The sequence below is a fragment of the Algoriphagus sp. A40 genome, assembly GCF_002002735.1.
In the GTDB taxonomy this organism is placed as follows: domain Bacteria; phylum Bacteroidota; class Bacteroidia; order Cytophagales; family Cyclobacteriaceae; genus Algoriphagus.
The window spans coordinates 16,999-38,003 of record NZ_MUNY01000045.1 but is presented as its reverse complement, the minus strand read 5'-3'; the positions used below and the strand labels follow the sequence as shown (position 1 = coordinate 38,003).

11 protein-coding genes are annotated in these 21,005 nt (G+C 46.0%); 7 read left to right on the top strand and 4 right to left on the bottom strand.

Annotation, left to right across the window (positions count from 1 at the left end; genetic code table 11):
• The first annotated feature begins 9 nt into the window (after window positions 1–9).
• A complete protein-coding gene (locus tag B0E43_RS07705) occupies window positions 10–2,466 on the top strand; it encodes an ABC transporter permease (protein ID WP_077348346.1) in 2,457 nt (818 codons plus the stop codon).
• Window positions 2,467–2,695: 229 nt separating this feature from the next.
• Window positions 2,696–5,119, top strand: a complete 2,424-nt coding sequence (locus B0E43_RS07700; protein ID WP_077348344.1) for an ABC transporter permease — start codon at window positions 2,696–2,698, stop codon at window positions 5,117–5,119.
• 195 nt (window positions 5,120–5,314) lie between these two features.
• On the opposite strand, the gene B0E43_RS07695 is transcribed toward B0E43_RS07700, so the two are convergent.
• The 3 genes from B0E43_RS07695 to B0E43_RS07685 all read right to left on the bottom strand — a co-directional run bounded on the left by B0E43_RS07695 (window position 5,315) and on the right by B0E43_RS07685 (window position 6,539).
• Window positions 5,315–5,791 (bottom strand): DUF6644 family protein, encoded by a 477-nt coding sequence (locus B0E43_RS07695; protein ID WP_077348342.1) that lies wholly within the window; start codon window positions 5,789–5,791, stop codon window positions 5,315–5,317.
• A 2-nt stretch (window positions 5,792–5,793) separates the two neighbouring features.
• Window positions 5,794–6,147: a DUF6152 family protein gene (locus B0E43_RS07690; RefSeq protein WP_077348340.1), complete on the bottom strand. Its 354-nt coding sequence runs from the start codon at window positions 6,145–6,147 to the stop codon at window positions 5,794–5,796.
• Between the two features lie 155 nt (window positions 6,148–6,302).
• A complete protein-coding gene (locus tag B0E43_RS07685) occupies window positions 6,303–6,539 on the bottom strand; it encodes a hypothetical protein (RefSeq protein ID WP_077348338.1) in 237 nt (78 codons plus the stop codon).
• A 26-nt stretch (window positions 6,540–6,565) separates the two neighbouring features.
• Here B0E43_RS07685 and B0E43_RS07680 point away from each other — a divergent pair, with 26 nt between their 5' ends.
• The 4 genes from B0E43_RS07680 (at window position 6,566) to B0E43_RS07665 (ending at window position 16,800) form a co-directional block, all read left to right on the top strand.
• Window positions 6,566–8,926: an ABC transporter permease gene (locus B0E43_RS07680; protein ID WP_077348336.1), complete on the top strand. Its 2,361-nt coding sequence runs from the start codon at window positions 6,566–6,568 to the stop codon at window positions 8,924–8,926.
• Between the two features lie 193 nt (window positions 8,927–9,119).
• Window positions 9,120–11,525 carry an ABC transporter permease gene (locus B0E43_RS07675; protein WP_077348334.1) on the top strand — a complete coding sequence of 802 codons (2,406 nt, stop codon included), beginning with the start codon at window positions 9,120–9,122 and terminating at the stop codon, window positions 11,523–11,525.
• A gap of 192 nt (window positions 11,526–11,717) precedes the next feature.
• On the top strand, window positions 11,718–14,189 hold the full coding sequence (locus tag B0E43_RS07670) for an ABC transporter permease (RefSeq protein WP_077348332.1): 2,472 nt from the start codon (window positions 11,718–11,720) through the stop codon (window positions 14,187–14,189).
• Window positions 14,190–14,385: 196 nt separating this feature from the next.
• On the top strand, window positions 14,386–16,800 hold the full coding sequence (locus tag B0E43_RS07665) for an ABC transporter permease (RefSeq protein ID WP_077348330.1): 2,415 nt from the start codon (window positions 14,386–14,388) through the stop codon (window positions 16,798–16,800).
• A 78-nt stretch (window positions 16,801–16,878) separates the two neighbouring features.
• Here the strand turns inward: B0E43_RS07665 and B0E43_RS07660 are convergent, their stop codons facing one another.
• Window positions 16,879–18,039 (bottom strand): VCBS repeat-containing protein, encoded by a 1,161-nt coding sequence (locus B0E43_RS07660; RefSeq protein ID WP_077348328.1) that lies wholly within the window; start codon window positions 18,037–18,039, stop codon window positions 16,879–16,881.
• A gap of 369 nt (window positions 18,040–18,408) precedes the next feature.
• Here B0E43_RS07660 and B0E43_RS07655 point away from each other — a divergent pair, with 369 nt between their 5' ends.
• A complete protein-coding gene (locus tag B0E43_RS07655) occupies window positions 18,409–20,787 on the top strand; it encodes an ABC transporter permease (protein WP_077348669.1) in 2,379 nt (792 codons plus the stop codon).
• Window positions 20,788–21,005 lie beyond the last annotated feature (218 nt).

Here is a 21,005-nt window from a genome sequence, read left to right as displayed (position 1 = left end):
ATTCAGATCATGCTCAAAACTTACTTTAAAATCGCCTGGAGAAGTCTCATGAAGAATAAGTTGGTGTCTTTCATCAATATTCTTGGGCTTACCTTGGGAATCGCCACCACTGTGGTGATCAGCCTGTATGTAATCGAGGAGTTTAGCTACGATCGTTTCTTTGCCAATTCGGACCGGATCTATCGCGTAAATCTGGATGCCAAGATTGGGGAAGAGTTTCTGAATGAAGCCAGTGTGATGGCTCCCGTGGCCCAGACTTTCAAGGATGAAATTCCTGAAGTTGAAGCCAGTACACGAGTGATTAAGTTGAGTTCGGATACCAAAATCCGCATGGGTGAAAAAGTGATTCGAAAAGGAACCACTGCCTTTGTGGATCCCAACTTCTTTGAAATCTACGACCTTCCTTTTATCAGCGGAGATCCATCCACAGCACTAAACAAACCAAATACGCTAGTCATTACTGAGGATCAGGCGAAGGCTCTTTTTGACTCTAAAAACCCCATCAATCAGGTCATCAAACTGGAAGATCTCGGCTATTATTCGAGTGAATACCACAATTTTGCCGGGGACTATACCATTACGGGTGTCATTGAGAACATCCCGGAAAACGTGCATTTCCAGTTTGATATGCTGGGATCGATGCTGGGGAATTCCGATGCAAAGAACCAAAGTTGGCTTTCCGGAAGCTATGTGACCTATTTGCTTTTGAATGAGGGAACTGAAAAATCCCAGGTGGAGTCTAAGCTTCTTGCCCTTTCGAAGAAATATATGGAAGGCCAGATGCAACAGGGTTTAGGGATGGGTTTCGAGGAGTTTTTTGAAAAAGGAAATCACGTTTACTTCAAGCTCCAACCCGTCACTGCGATCCATCTCAATCCACTTTATGCAGGGAAAGGCGATTTTGAAGCCGGAGGTGACAAACAGACCGTCTTGATCTATTGTGCAATTGCGGTCTTTATGCTGCTGATTGCCTGCATCAATTTCATGAACCTGTCCACCGCCGGGGCTTCGCAGCGGGCAAAGGAAATCGGCGTGAGAAAAGTGATGGGTTCTGATAAGCAAAATCTAGTCTTCCAGTTCTTATCTGAGTCTTTTGTGGCAGTTTGCATCGCGATGATATTGGGAGGAATCTTGGCCAAGATTGCCATTCCTTTTTTCAATGATTTCGCAGACAAATCCCTTTCGATGCAAACGCTTATCCAGCCCGAAATCCTGATTTCTCTTGGGGTAATGGTGCTGTTAGTAACGATCTTGGCAGGAGGATATCCTGCATTTTTCCTTTCGGGATTCAAACCGATCGAATCGTTGAAGAAAAAGATATCGAAAAGTGGCCGCGGAGCCTTTAGAAGTACCTTGGTGGTGTTTCAATTTGCAGTTTCCGTGGCCTTGATTATCGGTGCGTTGGTGGTCTCCCAACAGATGAATTACATCCAGAATAAAGATCTTGGCTATGAAAAGGAGCAATTGATTGTCTTGCGTGATGCGGGACTTTTGGGAGACCATTTGGATGTATTCAGAGATAAATTAAAGGCGGATCCTCGTGTTCAAAACATCACTAAATCAGCCTATATACCATCTGGTCCAACCGATACTAGCAGTCAAAATCTGGTAATGGATGATTCTCCTTCAGGCTCATTGAGGTTGACCCAATATGGGATCGATGAAGAATATATCCCTACCCTGGGAATGGAAATCGTGGCTGGGAGAAATTTTTCTTTGGACCTCGGTTCGGAAGAAAATAACATAATCCTCAACCAAACAGCTGCCAGAGAATTGGGAATTGCTGAAGATCCAATCGGGAAAGTCTTTGAAAAGATGACGGACAATCAGGGTGGCAGGCAAGAAGTGAGGGTCGTTGGTGTCGTTAAGGATTTTGTTGCCAGATCTTTGAGGGAGCCTATCCGGCCTTTGATGATGGTTTATAACCCTTATTACAGCCTAATCTTAAAAGTGGACAACCGGGATATTCCGGGCTTGCTTACAGATATGGAGCAGACTTGGGCGGGCTTCAATTCGGGCGAGGCTTTCCATTATGCCTTTTTGGATGAGCTGTACAATGAAACCTATATCCAGGAAGCGAAGATTGGGTCATTTCTTACTGTCCTTGCCTTGATGACCATTTTCGTAGCCTGCTTGGGGTTATTTGGGTTGGTCACATTCACCGCAGAACAGCGGATCAAGGAGATCGGAATCAGGAAAGTGCTAGGATCAACCGTAAGCCAGATCGTAGGAATGCTAGCCAAGGACTTTATCAAATTGGTGGGGATTTCACTGGTTATTGCTTTTCCGGCAGGCTATTTCTTTATGGATTTGTGGCTGCAAAACTTCGCCTATCACATCGATATCGCCTGGTGGATTTACGGAGTAGCCGCTGCGGTTACCTTGCTGATCGCATTTGGCACGATCTGTTTAAGGAGTGTGAAGGCTGCTTTGGCGAATCCTGTGGAAAGCTTGAGGAGCGAATGAGGGGATTTCGGATTTCGGATATGGGATTTCGGATTTACGAAATACGAAGGACGATTTACGAAAGACGAGATCTCGGCTAGTATTTAAGCATCTTGCTTTAGGAATCCCTCCAACATTACCACTTACCAATTCTTGTGCTGAGTCCGGTTGGTGAGCTTGTCGAACCATACCACTTTCCAACCCTTAATCTTTTAATTTTCCAATATTTCAATTTTCGAATCAAAAGACCATGTGGAAAAACTATCTGAAAATCGCCTATAGAAATCTTCTCAAAAAGAAGGTCTATTCCATCATTAACATTATCGGACTGGGGGTTGGAATGGCCTGCTGTGTGCTCATTTTTATGTTTGTGCAGGATGAATTGTCCTATGACAACTACCATGAAAAAGGTGATCGGATCTATCGGGTGACGCATGGATCCAGATCTCCGGAAGGAGTGACAGAAGGTGCCGAAGCTCAACCCTTTTGGGTTTGGGGAAATGCGCCTGTTGGACCTGCTTTGAAGTTGGATTTTCCTGAGGTTGAAAAGGTCGTTCAGTTCTCCGGACGGGCAGACATTTTGTTTACTGTGGGAGACAACATCACCCAGGAGGACGGTGTGTTTTTCATGGATTCCACGGTTTTCGATGTGTTTAGCTGGAAATTGATCGAGGGAGATCCCAAGACTGCACTGGCTGCAGCCTACAGCGTGGTTTTGACAGAAACTACCGCCAAAAAATACTTTGGCAATGAGAGTGCCTTGGGCAAAACGCTAAAAGGCAGCGAATCCGCAGGAAGAGCCAATGAAGGGGATTACACCGTGACCGGAGTAATGGCTGACCTGCCATCCAATTCCCATTTTAAGTTCAATGCACTGCTTTCCCTTGAAACATTCCGTCAGTCAATCCCGGAGATTTTTGAGGCTTGGGGTTATGTGGACACGTATACCTATTTCCTGGTCAATGATCAGTTTGACAGAGCTGCTTTTGAAGCGAAAATTCCAGAATTTATAGAAAGAAGAAACGGGGATAACGGTTATGGCTATACCATCGCCATTGAACCTCTCAGTGACGTTTATCTCAGAACAACGGCGCAACGTCAACCAGGGGAGACCGGATCTTTGCCGAATATTTATGTCTTTTCCATCATTGGTTTGTTCATAATGATCATTGCGATGATCAATTTCATGAACCTGTCCACTGCCCGTTCCATGGAGCGTGCGAAGGAAGTAGGCATTCGAAAATCCATTGGAGCCGACCGGGGCCTTTTGATTTTTCAGTTTTTGGGTGAATCACTGATCATCGTCGGTTTAGCAGCAGTAGCCGGATTGATCTTTGTTTCTGCAGCCATTCCGATGATGAATGACCTAACCGGGAAAGTCTTTGAATTCAATCAGATGGTCAACTTACAAACGGTCCCTGTTTTCTTAGGAATTATCCTAGTCATCGGCTTGCTGGCAGGATATTACCCTGCCATGGTACTTTCTGGTTTTCAACCGGTGATGATCCTGAAAGGGATCAACAAATCCGATGCAAAAGGAGTCAATCTCCGTAAAGGGTTGGTCGTATTTCAGTTCAGTCTTTCCATTGCCTTGATTGCTGGCACCTTGGTAGTTTATTCCCAAATGAGCCATTTGCTGGACAAGGACATGGGTTTTGACAAAGAGCACATGCTGGTGCTGGACTACAATTACGATGAGAAGGTGAATGATGTATCGGCTGTGATCCAGGGTGAACTTGAAGCGATGCCGGATGTGCTTTCAGTCGCGTTTTCACGCAGTGTTCCGGGAAGTTATTTCCCAAATGCCGGGACTACAATCGAAACTCCGGAAGGGGAAATGAAGCAGGAAGCGCAACCGATTTTTCAGGTGGGTCTGGACTTTATTGATCATTTTGATTTGGAACTGGTGGCCGGAAGGTCCTATTCGAGAGACTATCCCTCAGATTCCAGCTCAGCTTTGGTGATCAATGAGGCTGCCGCTCGTCAGTATGGCTATGCCAATCCGGCTGATGCTGTGGGAAAGAAATTTGATCAATGGGGGAGAGAGGGGCAGATAATCGGTGTTGTGAAGGATTTCAATTATATCTCCCTGCATCGGGCGGTTGAACCCCTGACTTTACCTTTTGAAGCCTATGCAAGCCGGTACATCAGCGTGAAAGTCCAAGGAGATGACCTTCCAGAAACCATCGCCAAGGTGGAAGATGTCTGGAAAAAACTGGCTCCCCAACGCCCCTTTATCTACAGTTTTCTGGATGAGGATTTCAACAAGCAATATGAATCCGACTTCAGGTTTCGAAAGATTTTCACCACATTTTCTGTGCTGGCAATTATGATTGCCTGTCTGGGATTGCTTGGTCTGGCAACCTATACCGCCGAGCAGCGAACCAAGGAAATCGGGATCCGAAAGGTCCTGGGAGCGGAGGTTTCTTCCATCGTTGGTCTGCTTTCCAAAGATTTCATCAAGCTGGTTCTGATAGCCATCGTTATAGCAACACCAGTGTCTTGGTTTGGGATGAATAAATGGCTGGAAGGTTTTGCCTATCAGGTACCTGTTCAATGGTGGATTTTTGGGGTTGCTGGACTTCTCGCTGTGATTGTAGCTCTGGTGACGATCAGTTTTCAGTCCGTCAAAGCTGCAATGATGAATCCGGTGGACAGTCTGAAGAGTGAGTAAAGCAGTGGTCAGTCGCAGTGGTCAGGCTGAGCGGAGTCGAAGCCAATCGCATTGGTCAAAAAACAGTCACGACCTCTAATTCCATTTGCCTTTTGACCGTAGAAAAAGAGGAGCTGAACCTTCCCACTTCCCAACCTTACCGGTGGCGGGAAAGTGGAAAGGCTAAGTCGAGAAAAGAGCCCAAAGGATTAGTGATCAGTAAGCCAAAAGACGCCCGCAGCTGATAACAGCAATCCATACGGAAATGGAGACCAGCGCCTGGATTTTATAAAGCAAAGGGATTTTTGGAGGAGTATTTGGATCAAGTTTCCCTCTGGAAACAAACTTGTGAAACACGAGCGCGTTCAGTCCAGCAACTGCTAGCAAAACCATTTTTAACCAGAAGGTGGGGTCAAAGCCCAGCGTTTCGGCATTGGTTATGAACAAGAATAACCCCGAGGGAATTATCAGGATTAGACCGCGCCGGGACCAGGGCAACAGATATCGCGCCATGCCGGCAAAGGGTAAATTTTTGGAAAAACCCAATAGAAAAAGGTCAAACAAGAATGCTGGACCGACTAGAATAACAATTCCCAGAATATGGACTATTTCTAAGGCTGGATACAGCCAGAGGGATTGACGGATTGCCTCCGCCCAGGAAGTGTGCTCCAGCCAGTCAAGGTATTCCGACACGCCTATCTTAGCTCGTACTTCTTGCCGTCAACAAATATCCTTTCGGCCCTCATTTCCCCCTTTTCTGTTTTATGTGGGTAGGCAACCAATCTTACTTTCGTGCCTTTTTTGATCATTTCGGCAGACAGTCCACGTTCTGTCATGCGGCTTGCCGGAGCCAGATAGACGGTCCAGGACTCATCCTGATACTTTACTGTGGCCATCGTATGGGGATTCCCAAAAGTCGATTCATCGATGGTGGTCTCAAAGTCCAGCACTTTGGTCTGGTCATAATTGGCCCAACCATGATGCAGAAAACCGAAGGAAAGGCTGAGAAGAAATAGAAGGGCGAGGGAAGTGCTTTTTAAGTAAATCATGGTCTTTTGGCTTTTGGTACTACTTAAAAATAAACAAATCCAATGGGAGTTGTTAGTATTCAGCGCTTTAAGTTGGAAATAGACTGAAAATTTTGCCTTTGATTTCAGGGATTTTTTGACCTGATAGGTATAGTTGTTTTTACAGGTTTAAGATTTCAGGGCCGCATAGGATGGATTCTTTGTTTTGCCCGCAATCGGGCATTTTCGTCCGTTACATAGGTGTCAAAACCGATAAATACGGGTTTAAAGGGGTTTTTTTCCTCTTTTTTGTTGGCATAGAAATCGTAAAATCTGAGTGAGAGGAATAGGTGAACTCCGAAGCCAAAGTCTTTTGAAAACCATTCCATTTCAAACCTATCCCAACTTTCATCTCTTAATCTTTCAATTTTCAAATTTTCAAATTTTCCAATCGAACACCATGTGGATCAATTATTTTAAGATAGCCTATCGAAATCTGTTGAGAAACAAGAAGTTCTCAATCACAAACCTGGTCGGCCTTTCTCTTGGTTGTACCTGTACCATATTTATCCTGCTGTGGGTGTACGATGAACTTACCTATGATAAGTTTCATGAAAACTATGAGGATATCTACCGTGTGATGGCACACCGGGATTACAACGATCAGATTTTTACAGACCAAAATATGGTCTTTCCTTTAGCTCAAGCCCTTGAGCAGGAACTCCCTGAAGTAGAAAATGCGGTAATGAGTACTTGGGACGAATCGCATATTCTGGCTTTTGGGGATACCAAGCAGCGCAAAAATGGGATTACGGTCAGCGAAAATTACTTTGACGTGTTTTCCTGGCAGTTTCTTCAGGGAAATGCCCAAACGGCACTCCCTGATCCCAACTCCATTATTCTGACAGAATCAGCGGCAAAATCACTTTTCGGAAATGCGGATCCGCTTCACCAAACGCTGAAAATCGATAATGACAGGGAGGTAACTATCACCGCCATTCTAAAGGATTTGCCGGGGAATTCTTCGTTTAAGTTTGACTACATCCATTTGTTCAATTATTCAGACGAGAGCTTGCAACGGGCTTTGACCAACTGGACCAATTCCTCCTGGAATGTTTTCTTACAAGTGCAACCGGGTACCGATCCGGAGGAATTGTCTAAAAAAATATCGGCAATCAAAATCAAAAACAACCCTACTGACCAAGGAATCAGCACCTATTTCGCCTTTCCGATGAGCAAGTGGAGGCTTTTTAGCGAGTTTAAGGACGGAGTAAATACAGGCGGCATGATTACCTATGTCCGGCTTTTTTCAATTGTTGCGGTAATTATCCTGCTGATTGCCTGTGTCAACTTTATGAATCTCTCCACCGCCCGCTCTGAGCGCAGGGCAAAGGAAGTGGGTATCCGCAAGACCCTGGGATCTGGCAAAAAGCAGTTGATGCTCCAGTTCTTTTTTGAGTCCATGACCTTGACTTTGTTGGCCTTTTTTGTCTCGGTGATTGCCGTTTTCCTGTTGATGCCTGCATTCAATCAATTGGCAGGAAAGACGCTGTCTTTGGATCTCAGCTCTCCGGTATTTTGGATCATTTCTTTGGCGGTGGTGACATTTACTGGACTGATTGCCGGCAGCTATCCCGCCATTTATCTCTCTTCCTTCAATCCGATCAAGATTCTGAAGGGTACTTTCCTCGCAGGTGAAAAAGCAGTCTTACCAAGAAATATCCTAGTAGTTGGGCAGTTTGTCATCTCCATCCTGCTGATTTCGGGTACGCTCATCGTTTACCAGCAGATCCAGCACATCAAAAACCGGGATATCGGATACAACCCCGATAACCTCATCATGATCTCGTCCACCGAAGATATCCAGCAAAACTTCGCGGTGATCAAAGACGAGTTGCTCAAAACCGGAATGGTCCAGGCAACCACCAGGACATTTTCACCCATCACGAGTATTTGGTGGAGAGCTCCTGCACCAAGCTGGGAAGGAAAACCAACTGATATGAACCTGTTGATGACAGGTTTGTATTCAGATGTGGATTTCTCTGAGACTATGGGAGTCAAGATGCTTGAAGGAACCGATTTTACCGGAATGCCGAGCGATTCCTCAGCTTTGATCCTCAACTTGGCAGCGGTGGAAGCTATGGGTCTAGAGGAGCCGGTTGGCATGCAAATGAGATATGGAAACACGGACTACACCGTAATCGGGGTGATGGATAATGTGGTGATGGATTCACCTTTCAACCCGGTAGATCCTATGATGATCTATTTTGACCCCACAAGGACTTACTCGATCAATGTTCGGTTTACTGAAGGTACACCTGTACAGGCTGGATTGGAGGCTGTGGAGGGGATTTTCAGAAAGTACAACCCTGCAGTTCCTTTTGAATATCAGTTTGTGGATCAAGAATTTGGGCGAAAGTTTTTATCCGAGGAGTTGGTGAGCAAGATCATTACTATTTTCTCCGGAATTGGGATTTTTATCTGCTGCATCGGATTGGCTGGATTGGCTTCTTTTACCATAGAAAAGCGCTTCCGTGAGATCGGAATCCGAAAAGTGTTGGGCGCTTCGATTCTTCAGGTGCTGTTGTTGATTTCCAAGGATTTCCTCAAGCTGGTGTTGATTGCATTTTGCCTCGCAGTGCCTTTCGCGTATTGGAGGATGAATGCCTGGCTGGAGACTTACACCTACCATATCGATATCAATTTCTGGCTATTTGTGGTTGTAGGTGTGGTGGTATTGCTGCTTTCTCTGGTGGTGGTCAGCATGAATACCCTGCGTGCCGCTTTGGCCAATCCTGTGGATAGCTTGAAAAGCGAGTGAGGGGATTTCGGATTTCGGATATGGGATTTCGGATTTCGGAAATGTGATTTCGGATTTACGAAGTACGATTTACGAGGTTTTATTTAGTGTTTTAGCCTTATTTTCTTGAAAACCCAACCATATTAAAACCTTACAACCTTTCAACTCTTAATCTTCCAATTTTCCAATCTTTCAATATTCCAATTCAAATACCATGTGGAAAAACTATCTGAAAACCGCCTTTCGTAACCTGAGGAAAAACAAGCTTTTCTCCGCCTTGAACATTTTCGGTCTTGCCATCGGAATGGCCGTCTGCATCATGATCCTGTTGTTTGTGAATTATGAGCGGGATTTTGACGCAATTCATACCAAGAATATCTATCGACTCAACGAAGTACAACAGTGGGAAGGCATGGTCGCTCCTCAAAACGTGGCGCTGTCCATGTTTCCCATGGGGCCAACTTTGAAGGAGGAATTTCCTGAAATTCTCAACTATGTCCGGGTGAGACCCAGCGGAGAGATGAAGTTTCTCATGAATGAGTCCACCTTCACTTTGGAGGAGACCATTTGGGCGGATTCCTCCTTTTTTGAAATTTTCGATTTCAAGTTGATCGAAGGAGATCCAGCCTCAGCCCTAGCCAAGCCTCGGAGTATGGTGTTGACCGAATCCGGAGCACTCCAGTTGTTTGGTGAAGAATCAGCTATGGGTAAAACGCTTGAGGTGGCAGAGGAGGACAGTGCTTATTTTACCGTCACCGGGATTATCGCTGACATTCCAGCCAACTCACACCTCAAGTTTGAAGGAATCGCCTCATTCAGCACCTTTGTGGGCCCTCAAAATATGGAGAATTGGGGCGGAAACTGGCTGACGACTTACCTCGAACTGGTGGAAGGAACAGATATTCCGGAATTAGAATCTAAGTTTCCTGCCTATTTGCTTTCCCATATGTCTGAGGAAGGGGCTAAAGGATACAAGCTGTTTCTTCAAGACTTAGATCAGGTACATGCCGGATCCACGGACATCACTCACGACTATCTCAATTATCAGAAATTTGACGGTGCCTACACCAAGATATTTTTCTACATCGCGCTGATTGTGCTGTTTATAGCCGGGATCAACTTCGTGAACCTTTCCTCGGCCAAGTCTATCAGCCGGGCAATGGAAATCGGAGTTCGCAAGGCTTCCGGAGCTTCAAAAAGCCAGCTGTATTTTCAGTTTATCAGCGAATCGATCCTCATTAGCGGTATTTCGATGATCCTGGCGGTGGTCATGGTCTTTTTGGCATTGCCTTTTCTCAACGACTTTAGCCAGCGAAAACTGGAATTCCCACTGTTTAGCGACCCGATTGTTTTGGGATCTCTGATTTTTGGGGCGATTGCCGTGGGAATACTTTCAGGAATATATCCGGCGGTTTTTCTGTCAAGTTTTCATCCTGTCAAAGTTTTGAAAGGTTCGGTTGAGTCCGGAAAAAGAAAGTCTGATTTCCGCAATGCACTGGTCATCGTGCAGTTTAGCTGTGCGATCTTCCTGATCATTTCGACTTTTTTTGCAACCAGACAAGTCAGGTTCATGCAGGAGAAAGACCTGGGATTTTCTCATGATCAGGTGGTCACTATTCCTCTCGGTCGCTATTCTGATCGATACGAGGTGATGAAGGAGAAATTGCTCGCCAGTACCTTGGTTGAAAATGTGACGGCATCCGGTCAGCGTCTGGGAAATAACCTGCACCAAACTGGGGTGACTTTTCACGGGGACGGGCCTGCCAGAAATCTCGCAACCTCCCAGGTGGTAGTAGATCATGACTTTCTGGATGTCTATCAGATAGAACTGATCGCTGGGAGAAATTTCAACGGGACAGAAGCAGACTATGGCAAGGCCTACATGATCAACGAATCGATGGCTCAGGAACTGCTGCTGGAAGAAGGGGAAGGCAAGTCGATCGAATCTCTCGTCGGTCGGCAGTTTGGGTTTAGCGGAATGGATTCTGCTGCCAGCATCGTGGGGATTGTCCGGGATTTCAACTTCAACTCCCTGCATCACAAGGTGGAGACGTTGACAATTTTCAACCAGAAAGACTGGGGATATGACGAGGCTTCAGTGAAGATAGCGGGAGATAGGGCTCCAGAGGCCATCGCCCATCTGGAGTCTGTATGGAACTCGGTGATCCCCGAACGCGAGTTTGAGTACGAGTTTTTGGATGACCACTTTACAGAATTGTATCGGGCAGATCGCACCGTAAATGCCATCGTCGGGATGCTGACCATGCTGTCAATCCTGATTTCCTGCCTTGGCCTCTTTGGTCTGGCGACCTTTACCACCGAGCAGCGGATCAAGGAAATCGGCATCCGAAAGGTGCTGGGTGCATCGGTAGGGGGTGTGGTGGCGATTCTTTCCAGGGATTTTATCAAGCTTGTGTTGGTGGCTATTGTCATCGCGGTTCCGGTCTCCTGGTATGTGGTGGATCGCTGGATTGAGGATTTTGCCTATCGGATCGAGATCGACTGGTGGGTATTTGCAATCTCAGGGTTGGTCGCGATTCTGATTGCCTTGGCGACGGTGAGTTCCCAAGCCGTAAAAGCCGCACTGATGAATCCGGTGAAAAGCTTGAAAAGCGAATGATGGGATTTCGGATTTCGGACATGTGATTTCGGATTTAAGAAATGCGAAGTACGCCCCGAAAGCTCGGGGTACGAGGCCTAAACTAGTATTTTGGCCTTGAACTCTCGGAGACTTTACAACTTTAGAACCTTACCACATTCCAACTCCTAATCTTTCAATTTTCCAATTTTGAAATTTTCCAATCAATGAATCATGTGGAAAAACTACCTTAAAATCGCCTGGAGAAACTTGATCCGACAGAAAGCATTCTCTCTGATCAATGTCCTCGGACTTTCAATAGGACTGGCAAGCTGCCTGATCCTGATGGCATTTGTGAAGTTTGAGCGATCTTATGATCAATTTCACCCGGATTCTGATCGGATCCATCGTGTAGTGCAAACGGTGAATTCTGACCAGAATTGGTCTTGGGCAGGTGGGGCTGTGGCTCCCATGCTTCGCAAAGAATTTGTTGAGGAACTTTCTGAAGTCGTGAGTGTGACTCAGATCAGCACCTACCTGCATGCTCCGGAAGGAACGGCGCCGGAGGAAAGTTTTCGGGAGGACAGGTTTATCTTTTCCGATCCGGGCTTTGACAGGATTTTTGGTTTTGAACTGAGCAAAGGAAGCTGGGATGGTGTGTTGGAAAATACCTACCAAGTGATCATTACCGAAGCCATGGCGCAGAAGTATTTTGGTGAGGAGGATCCTGTCGGAAAATCATTAATTTCTACGGGTGATTTAGCTTTTGAAGTACGGGGAGTACTCAAAGACCTTCCGAAAAACACCCACATGGCCTTCGATTTTATCGCTTCCATGAACACGTTTAAGTCCTTCAATGACTTTCCGGTCACGGCTGATTTTGGAAGTTTCTGGTGGCCACAGACTTATACGTATGTGAAGACGGAACCCCAAACGGACGCAGCACAGGTGAGCAAAAAGATACCGGAGGTCAACCCCAACTACCGGAATGCAGAGGAGGCAAAGGGGTATGTGCATTTTCTCCAACCTATCCAAAGTATCCACACCGATGCGGATTTTCAGGGTGATTGGACTCCACCGATTTCGCGTCAGACACTGGTCATCTTTCTTTCGATCGGCATTTTTGTATTGGTTTTGGCCTGCATCAATTTCATCAACCTGGCAACGGCCAGAGCGATCAAGCGGATGAAGGAAATCGGAATCCGCAAGGTCAACGGAGCCCAGCGAGGTCAGTTGTTGAGTCAGTTTTTGGCTGAATCTTTTCTTATAAATGCGGTTTCCCTTGAACTTGGCTTGCTGATTGTCTATCTGGTGACTCCGACGATTGAGTCTCGGATGGGCTTTACCATTCCTTTGAATTTGGGGGAGGACAGCTCCCTTCAGCTATTGCTTCTGATGGTTTGGGTGGGATCTTCTCTTTTGGCGGGGATTTTCCCGGCTTTTTACCTTTCTGGATTGAAGCCCGAGTTGATCTTGAAGAGCTCCGCTTTGAGGGGCGGGAAGTCTCTGCTGCGCAAAAGTCTGGTCGTATTTCAGTTTGTGCTTTCGGCCCTGCTGGTTTTCTGCGCTTCAGTGGTTTACTATCAGCATGACTACCTGAGAAATACCTCCATGGGATTTGATTCAGAAGGGTTGATTTCTGTAAAAATGGGAAATCTTGCCAAAGAAAAGGGGGACATTCTCAAGCAGGAATTGTCAAAAATCCCCGGTGTTAGTTCGGTGAAATTTACCAGTGACCGACCTGGAATGGATACCGGATGGAATCCAATGGCGGACTATCCGGGTATCAAAGAAGGGGAAGCCAAAAACATCAATGTGCAGTATGTAGATGCAGGTTTATTTGAAAGTTTGGGCGTTCCGATGGTGGCAGGCCGGGAGTTTCTCGAAGACGGTGCTGATCGGGGAGTGTCAAAGTTGATGCGGGACAGATTTCCGGGTTTGGAGAATGTCGCCATGATCGTCAATGAATCTGCCCTGGACTGGTTGGACAAAGATGCCCGAGAAGCCATCGGGTCCGACCTGCGGGTTTTCACAGAGGAAAACGGAGAGCTTTTCTCCAATTTCAAAGGAAATATTGTCGGTGTGGTGAAAGACTACCATACCCGGGATCTGCGCTACAGCCTGACCCCCACCATCTATTTGCCTGCCAAAAACGCTGCTTTTGACGGTACCAACCATACCTTGATCAAGGTGGATCAGGGCATCAGTCCCGAACTTCTGATCCAGCTCAAGGCTGCCTGGAGATCGGTCTATCAGGGTTTGCCTTTTGACTATCGGTTTATCGATGAGGCGATATCCATGCAATACGAGCAGCAAGCCAAAACCAGCTATCTGCTCGGGCTGTTTTCCTTTTTGGCGCTCCTGATCTCTTGCCTGGGCTTGTTGGGCTTGTCCATCTTTACCGCCGAGTCCAAACGAAAAGAAATCGGAATCCGCCGGGTTTTGGGAGCATCAGTAATGGCAATTGTGCACAAGATCACCGGGGAATTTTTGGTGATGGTCTTTCTCTCTTTGCTCGTGGCTTTGCCTTTGGGGTATTGGCTGATGTCTCAGTGGCTCGGGCAGTTTGCTTACAGAATACCGATTTCGGCTGGGTTCTTTCTCTTGACTGCGGTTATTTCGGTAGTTGTGGCTTATGCCACCGTCTCGATTCAGTCTCTCAGATCCGCTCAAGCCAATCCGGTGGAATCGATTCGAAGTGAATGAGGGTATTTCGGATTTCGGATATTGGATTTCGGATTTACGAATTTTGATTTACGATTTACGAGGCCTCAACTAGTGATTTGGTCTTCAACTCTAGGAAACTTTCAAACCTTTCAACTTTAGAACCTTACCACTTTATACTTTCCAACACTCAATTTTCCAATCTTTCAATTTTAAAAATTTTCCAATCAAAGAAATCATGTGGAAAAACAACATCAAAATATCCCTCAGAAATCTGAAAAAGCACATGTCACTCACTGCAATCAATGTGTGCGGGATGGCTGTCGGGTTGGTGGTTTGTCTACTGATCGGGCTGTTTATCACAGATGAATTTTCCTATGACAAGCACCTGAAAGACGTGGACCGACTCTATCGGATCGCTGTTCGGACTACTGATGTGGACTGGGCTGGGACTCCCGGGCCTGTCGCTCAGGGATTGGCCGACGAATTCCCGGAAGTAGAGAAAGCTACCCGACTGCTGAAATTCCCGGAATTGGACAAAATGCTGCTCAAAACCAAAACCGGAGGTGAATCCAAGCAGTTTTATGAGACAAAGGGATATTTCATTGATTCGACTTTTTTCCGGGTTTTTGACTATCAGTTTTCAAAAGGGAGTCCGGAAAGGGCATTGCTGGCTCCCAATTCTGTGATTTTATCTGAGACACTATCCGCAAAATTGTTTGGCAATACCGATCCGGTAAACCAGTCGCTGACTGTTGGTCTTCCCTTTGGAGATTTTGATTTCACGGTAACCGGTGTATTCCAAGACAAGGGAATGAAGTCTCATATTGATGCCAATTTTTTACTTTCCATGGAAAACAATGGCACCGGTGACTGGGTGAAATCCATGACCAATTGGGCGACTAACAACATTTTTTACACCTATGTGAAACTGGAGGATAATGCAGATCCGGCAGCTTTTGAGGTGAAGCTAGCTTCGTATTTTGATAGAAAAGCGGCTGCTGACCTCAAAACAATGGGATTTTCCAAAACGCTATTTGTTCAGCCTGTCCGGGATATCTACCTGCAATCCAAACTGGAATATGAGTTGGGAGCCACCGGAAATCTGACCACGCTTTATGTTTTCGGGTCGGTGGCTGTCTTCATTTTGCTGATTGCCTGCATCAATTTTATGAATTTGGCTACAGCCAGATCCGAAAAGCGATCCAAGGAAGTGGGAATCAGAAAATTACTCGGAGCAGACCGCAAGGCTTTGATTTGGCAGTTTTTGGGAGAATCCATCCTGATTTCTCTGTTGGGATTGCTGATAGCTTTGGTCGGTGCCTCGCTTTTATTGCCATTTTTCAACCGAATGACCGGCAAAGAACTTGAGCTTTACCAGAGCTTTTTGCCAGTGGCTGGGATTATTGTTACAGCTGTCCTTGCAGGGATTGCAGCTGGAGTTTATCCGGCATTTTTCCTTTCGGGATTCACCCCGATTAAGGTTTTGAAGGGGAGATTCAGGGGTCACATGGTGGGATTTTCATTGAGGCAGGTGTTGGTAGTCTTTCAGTTTGCGATTTCAGCCTGTTTGATTTTGATGGTTTTTGTGATCCGGGAGCAGCTGGATTTTGTGAAAAAGCAGGATCTGGGTTTTGCCAAAGACCAGCAACTCGTGATTCCGCTTCAAAGTGAGGATGCTGCGGGCAAGTACGAAGTGCTGAAATCAGGTCTGCTTCAAAATACCAACGTGAAATCAGTGACCATCGCATCGACCTATCCGGGCATCGAAAACATCGAAAGTATGCTGTATTACGCGGAAGGAAAGTCAGTGGAGGAAGTTGTCAATATTACAAATGCCAGCGTTGGGGACGATTTCGTGGAAACGCTTGGATTTAAGCTGCTCGCAGGCAGGTCCTTTACCAGCGATTTTAAATCTGAAGTACCATCTATTATTCTGAACGAATCCGCCATCAAGGCTCTGGGCTATGAGGTGGAAGATGCTGTGGGGCGACAGGTCCATAATGAATGGAGAGGGGAGTTGAATTCGCTGGAGATTGTTGGAGTAGTCAAGGATTTCCACTTTCAAAGTCTCCACAAAGAAATCGAACCTTACGCATTTATCAATAATCCTTACGGAGGTCATTTGATAGCAAATTTCCAGGGAGGAAATGCGACCGAGGTTTTGGAAAGTGCCAGCACTGCATGGGAAAAATCGGCCATTACCGAACCCTTTGTTTATTCGTTTTTGGACCAGGACTTTCAGCGGAATTATAAAAAAGAGGAACGGACCTCTTCGATCATTGTCGGCTGTGCCCTGTTGGCCATATTCATTGCATGTCTTGGTCTGTATGGGCTGACGGCTTTTATGACCGAACAGCGAACCAAGGAAATTGGTATCCGCAAAACCATGGGCGCAACCGATTGGAGTATTGTTGCCTTGCTTTCCAGGGATTTTGGAAAAACGGTACTCTTGGCGATTTTGATTTCAGTGCCGCTCAGCCTCTATCTGGCAAGTACTTGGCTGGAAAATTTCGCCTTCAAAATCGACCTGCATTGGGGATACTTCCTTATCACAGGTTTAGTGGCTTTGGTGATTGCCATGCTTACGGTGAGTTTTCAGTCGGTTCGGACTGCGCTGATGAATCCTGTGGACAGCCTGAGAAGCGAGTAGGGTGATTTCGGATTTCGGATAGGAGATTTCGGATTTACGATTTACGTGAAGCCTTTTGTCTTTCAATAACTAGTCATTTCATCGACTGCTATTCCAATAGATCTTGAGGTTTTTGGTGGATCTGCCTGAAGCAATCAGGTCCAGTTTGCCGTCTCCGTCCAGATCTGCGGCCTGCAGGTCTTCACACGCCATGCCGTTTTTGTCGATCCAATGCTCCTCAAATTCAGAGAATGAACCGTTTTTTGGCACAAAAAGCTTGATGCCAAATTCTCCCGCTTCATTGGGCAACCGCCAGCCCACCGCGATTTGATCTGAGCCCAAACCCAAAAAATCCCCAACTGCGATTGCGTGACCGTCCTTGAGTTGGGAGTGGAGGACATTTCTTTTTAGGTCTTTAGAATCCATTTTATCCCCAAGACCCTCATAAGCGACCAGCGTTGTCCCGTGCATGGGTTCGATGGTAGCCAAAAATTGATTTTTTCCTGAACTCTTGCCCAATCGAAGTTCACCTACACTTGGATTGGTAGGGAGATTGATTTTTTCTTTTTCCCAATTCGCTGCTGCAGAACCTAAATAGGTGACACCTTCTTTTCCTCCCAAAAGAATGGCATTATCAGAGTCTTTTCCGATCACATCCAAGTTATGTGTCAGGTGCATGCTTTCCTCAATGACTTTATACTTCCATTCGCCAGCTGGATTGTCAGGAAATTCATAGGCGATCACTTTCACACCAGCACCTTCACCGTTTGCATTTCCTCTGCCGTGCAAAGGAACCACAATCAGATGGGAAGAATTTTCGGTCTTTAGCCATCGCATTCTATGGGTAGTTGGTTCATGATGGAGCGTTTTGGGAGTCCAGAATTGTGTCGGATCAGCTGGTCGGATCAGGTAAATCACTGCTCCGGATTTTTCAGTGTCTGAGGTTTCACCCGGATTCCACTGAGCCCCAACTGCCACCTCAACTTTGCCGTCTCCGTCGAGATCACGGGCAGCGATACAGACATTGTCGGAAGTTGTGAGGTTTTCAGCCATCACCTGCTTTTTCCAATCCCCGTTTCGATACCAGACGATTTGTTTTTTATCTGCCAAAAGGATATCCTGCTTGCCGTCTCCGTCCACATCGCCAATGGCGATTCCATAGCCGATGGCAACTCCGGTATCTATCACCTGCTCCTCAAAAACAGGGGCATTTTTATATTGAAAAACAAGGGTCAGGTATAAAATTGAAGTGTAAAACATGGCTTTGGAAGTGGTCTAACTTAAAGATAGGAGATTTTTGAGGAAAAGGGATAGATGACTTAACCTGCGAAAAGTAACTTTGCAGTTTTAATTTTAGCCTCAATTACGAAAAGTCTTTAACAGAAACGTCGGCATTTCCTGATTTTGATTTTGACCGAATGCGGACAAATTTGGGCGATTATTTGCGTGAAAAAAGTGGAAAAGGCTGTTTTTGATTAGTTGGAAAGGATTTTTTACTGGCACAAATCTGGAAAAGAACATCGTGTGAAATCAGGTTCTTTTGACCGGGTTTTTACAAAAACAGTAAGCTGGATTTGCAAAAAGATAGTTCCAAATTTCTCGTTTTCACTTATTCAAATCAGTACCCCAATGTGGAAAAATTACCTTAAAATCGGCTGGAGAAGCCTGGTGCGAAGCAAAGTCTTTTCTCTCATCAATATCGGAGGATTGGCCCTGGGGCTGACCTGCTGTATTTTGATCCTGCTGTATTTCAAAGATGAATCGACGTTTGACCGCTTTCAGCAAAACGGGAATGAGCTCTATCGCATCAAGGTGACGATGGCCTCCTCAGAGGATGAGAACACCATTGCAAGTACAAATGCGATACATGGACCTTCATTTAAGGACGGAATTCCCGAGATCCGAGAAGTAATCCGAACCCAGACTCAGCCGTTTGTCGTCAAAAAGGGAGAGGACTTTTTGAGTACCAATGTGCTTTTCGCGGATCCTGTATTTTTTGAGGTTTTTTCGCTTCCACTACTTCATGGTGATCCAAAGACTGTCCTTTCGGACATCAGTTCGATCGTGCTGACTGAGGAAATGGCAGAAAATTATTTCGGAACCACAGACGCTGTCGGCAAAGTCGTCGAACTCAAGGTGAAGGATCAGTTTGTTCCTTTTATGGTTTCCGGAGTGGTCAAAACAATCCCTCAAAACTCCACGATCCAGTTTGACAGCATGATCTCCTTTGAATGGCAGGTGGCCAACGGTTGGACTGATGACGAATGGCTGGGTTTCTATATGAACACCTTTGTCTTCTTAAATCCTGGTGCAGATCCGGCTCAGATCGGTCCGAAAATGGACAAGATTTTTGAAATCAACGCAGCCAAAGAACTTGCCAATTCACCCGGATTTCATGAAAAAGTTAGTTTCAGTCTGCAACCCTTTATGGACATCCACCTGGACAATGGGATGGACAACGACCGGAACGGAATCACCCGAACCAGCAATCCGGTGTACTCTTACATTCTTGGCGGCATCGGGCTTTTCATCCTGATCATTGCCTGCATCAATTTTGTGAATCTTGCTATTGCCAGATCGCTGAGCCGAGCCAAGGAAATCGGGATCCGCAAAGTCATCGGTGGGCAGAGAAAACAGCTGATTGTTCAGTTTTTGACAGAATCATTTTTGCTTGCCTTCTTCGCCTTTGTGCTTGCTTTCCTTTTAGCTCAATTTGCACTGCCGACTTTCAATGTTTTGGCCACCAAGGAATTATCGCTTTCCTATCTGTTGGACACAAATCTGATCCTGGTTTTTGTAGGCCTGTTTGTGGTGACAGGTTTGGTGGCGGGATTTTATCCGGCGCTCGTGATTTCGGGTTTCAGTCCCACCAAGAGTCTCTATAAACGGGACAAGCTGATGCAGCAAAACCTCCTGACCAAAGGCTTGGTGGTCTTTCAGTTTACACTTTCGATCTGCCTGGTCGTGGGCACGATTTTGATTGTTTCCCAGTTCAATTTCCTGACTACCCTCGACTTGGGTTACAATGATGAGCGGGTGATGAAAGTGAGTGGTATGCGTGGAAACCGGGCAGGTCTGTATGCGATCAAGCAGGAGCTTAGTGGCATGTCAGAGATCGCTGCTGTCGCCGGTTATAATGGGAATTACAACGGAACCGTAGCCAAAGTAGCCAATGAAACCGTTGATTTTGGGTATATCGGGGTGGATGATGATTTTCTCAAAACCCTCGAAATCCAACTGGTGGAAGGCCGAAACTTCTCCCCGGAGTTTGCCACTGATCCCGAGGAATCCATCTTGGTCAATGAGGCGTTTCTCAGGAAAGTTGGCTGGACAGAAGGTGTGGGAAAAGAGGTCGACTTTGAATGGAAAAACAAGAAAATGAAAGTAATCGGTGTGGTGAAAGACTACCACTTTGCTTCGCTCAAAGAGGAAATCGCACCCTTGGTATTGACTCAGGATCCCAAGTATGGACTTCAGACACTTTTTATCAAACTGAATGAAGGGAACACCGCCGAGACTGTCAAAAAGATCGAAGCGGTTTTTAGAAAGCATGTACCATTCATGCCATTTGATTACAGTTTCGAAGAGGAAAACAACCTGAAACGCTACGAAAGGGAAGCCCGCTGGAAGCAGATGATCACCGTCGGTGCGATGCTTTCCATCTTCGTTTCCTGCATCGGCTTGTTTGGATTGGCTGCTTTCAATGCAGAAAGTAGGATCAAAGAAGTGGGGGTGCGCAAAGTGATGGGTGCCTCAGTGGGCAGTATTGTGACGTTGTTGTCCACAGATTTTGTGAAACTGATCTTGGTGGCGGTCGTGATAGCAGTTCCGATTTCCTACTATGGAGGCACGGTGTGGTTAAAGGAATTTGCCTATCAGATCAGGATTGAATGGTGGTTTTTTGCCGTGGCGGGAATTCTCGGAATCGGGATCGCGATGCTGACAGTCGGTATTGAGGCTTTCAAAGCTGCAATCAAAAATCCGGTAGAGACGCTGAAGAACGAATGATTTTTTAAAGTATCAAGTAGCTAGTATCAAGTATCAAGAAACTAGAGCCAAGAGGCAAGAGGCAAGAGATTAGAATCAAGAAGGTAGAACCAAGAGGCAAGAGGCAAGAGATTAGAATCAAGTGATGCTGGCCTTTTTCACTTGGATCTCAGTGGATTGAATGTCTTTTGACTGATTACTGATACTGGACACTGACTTCGACTGAATACTGCAAACTG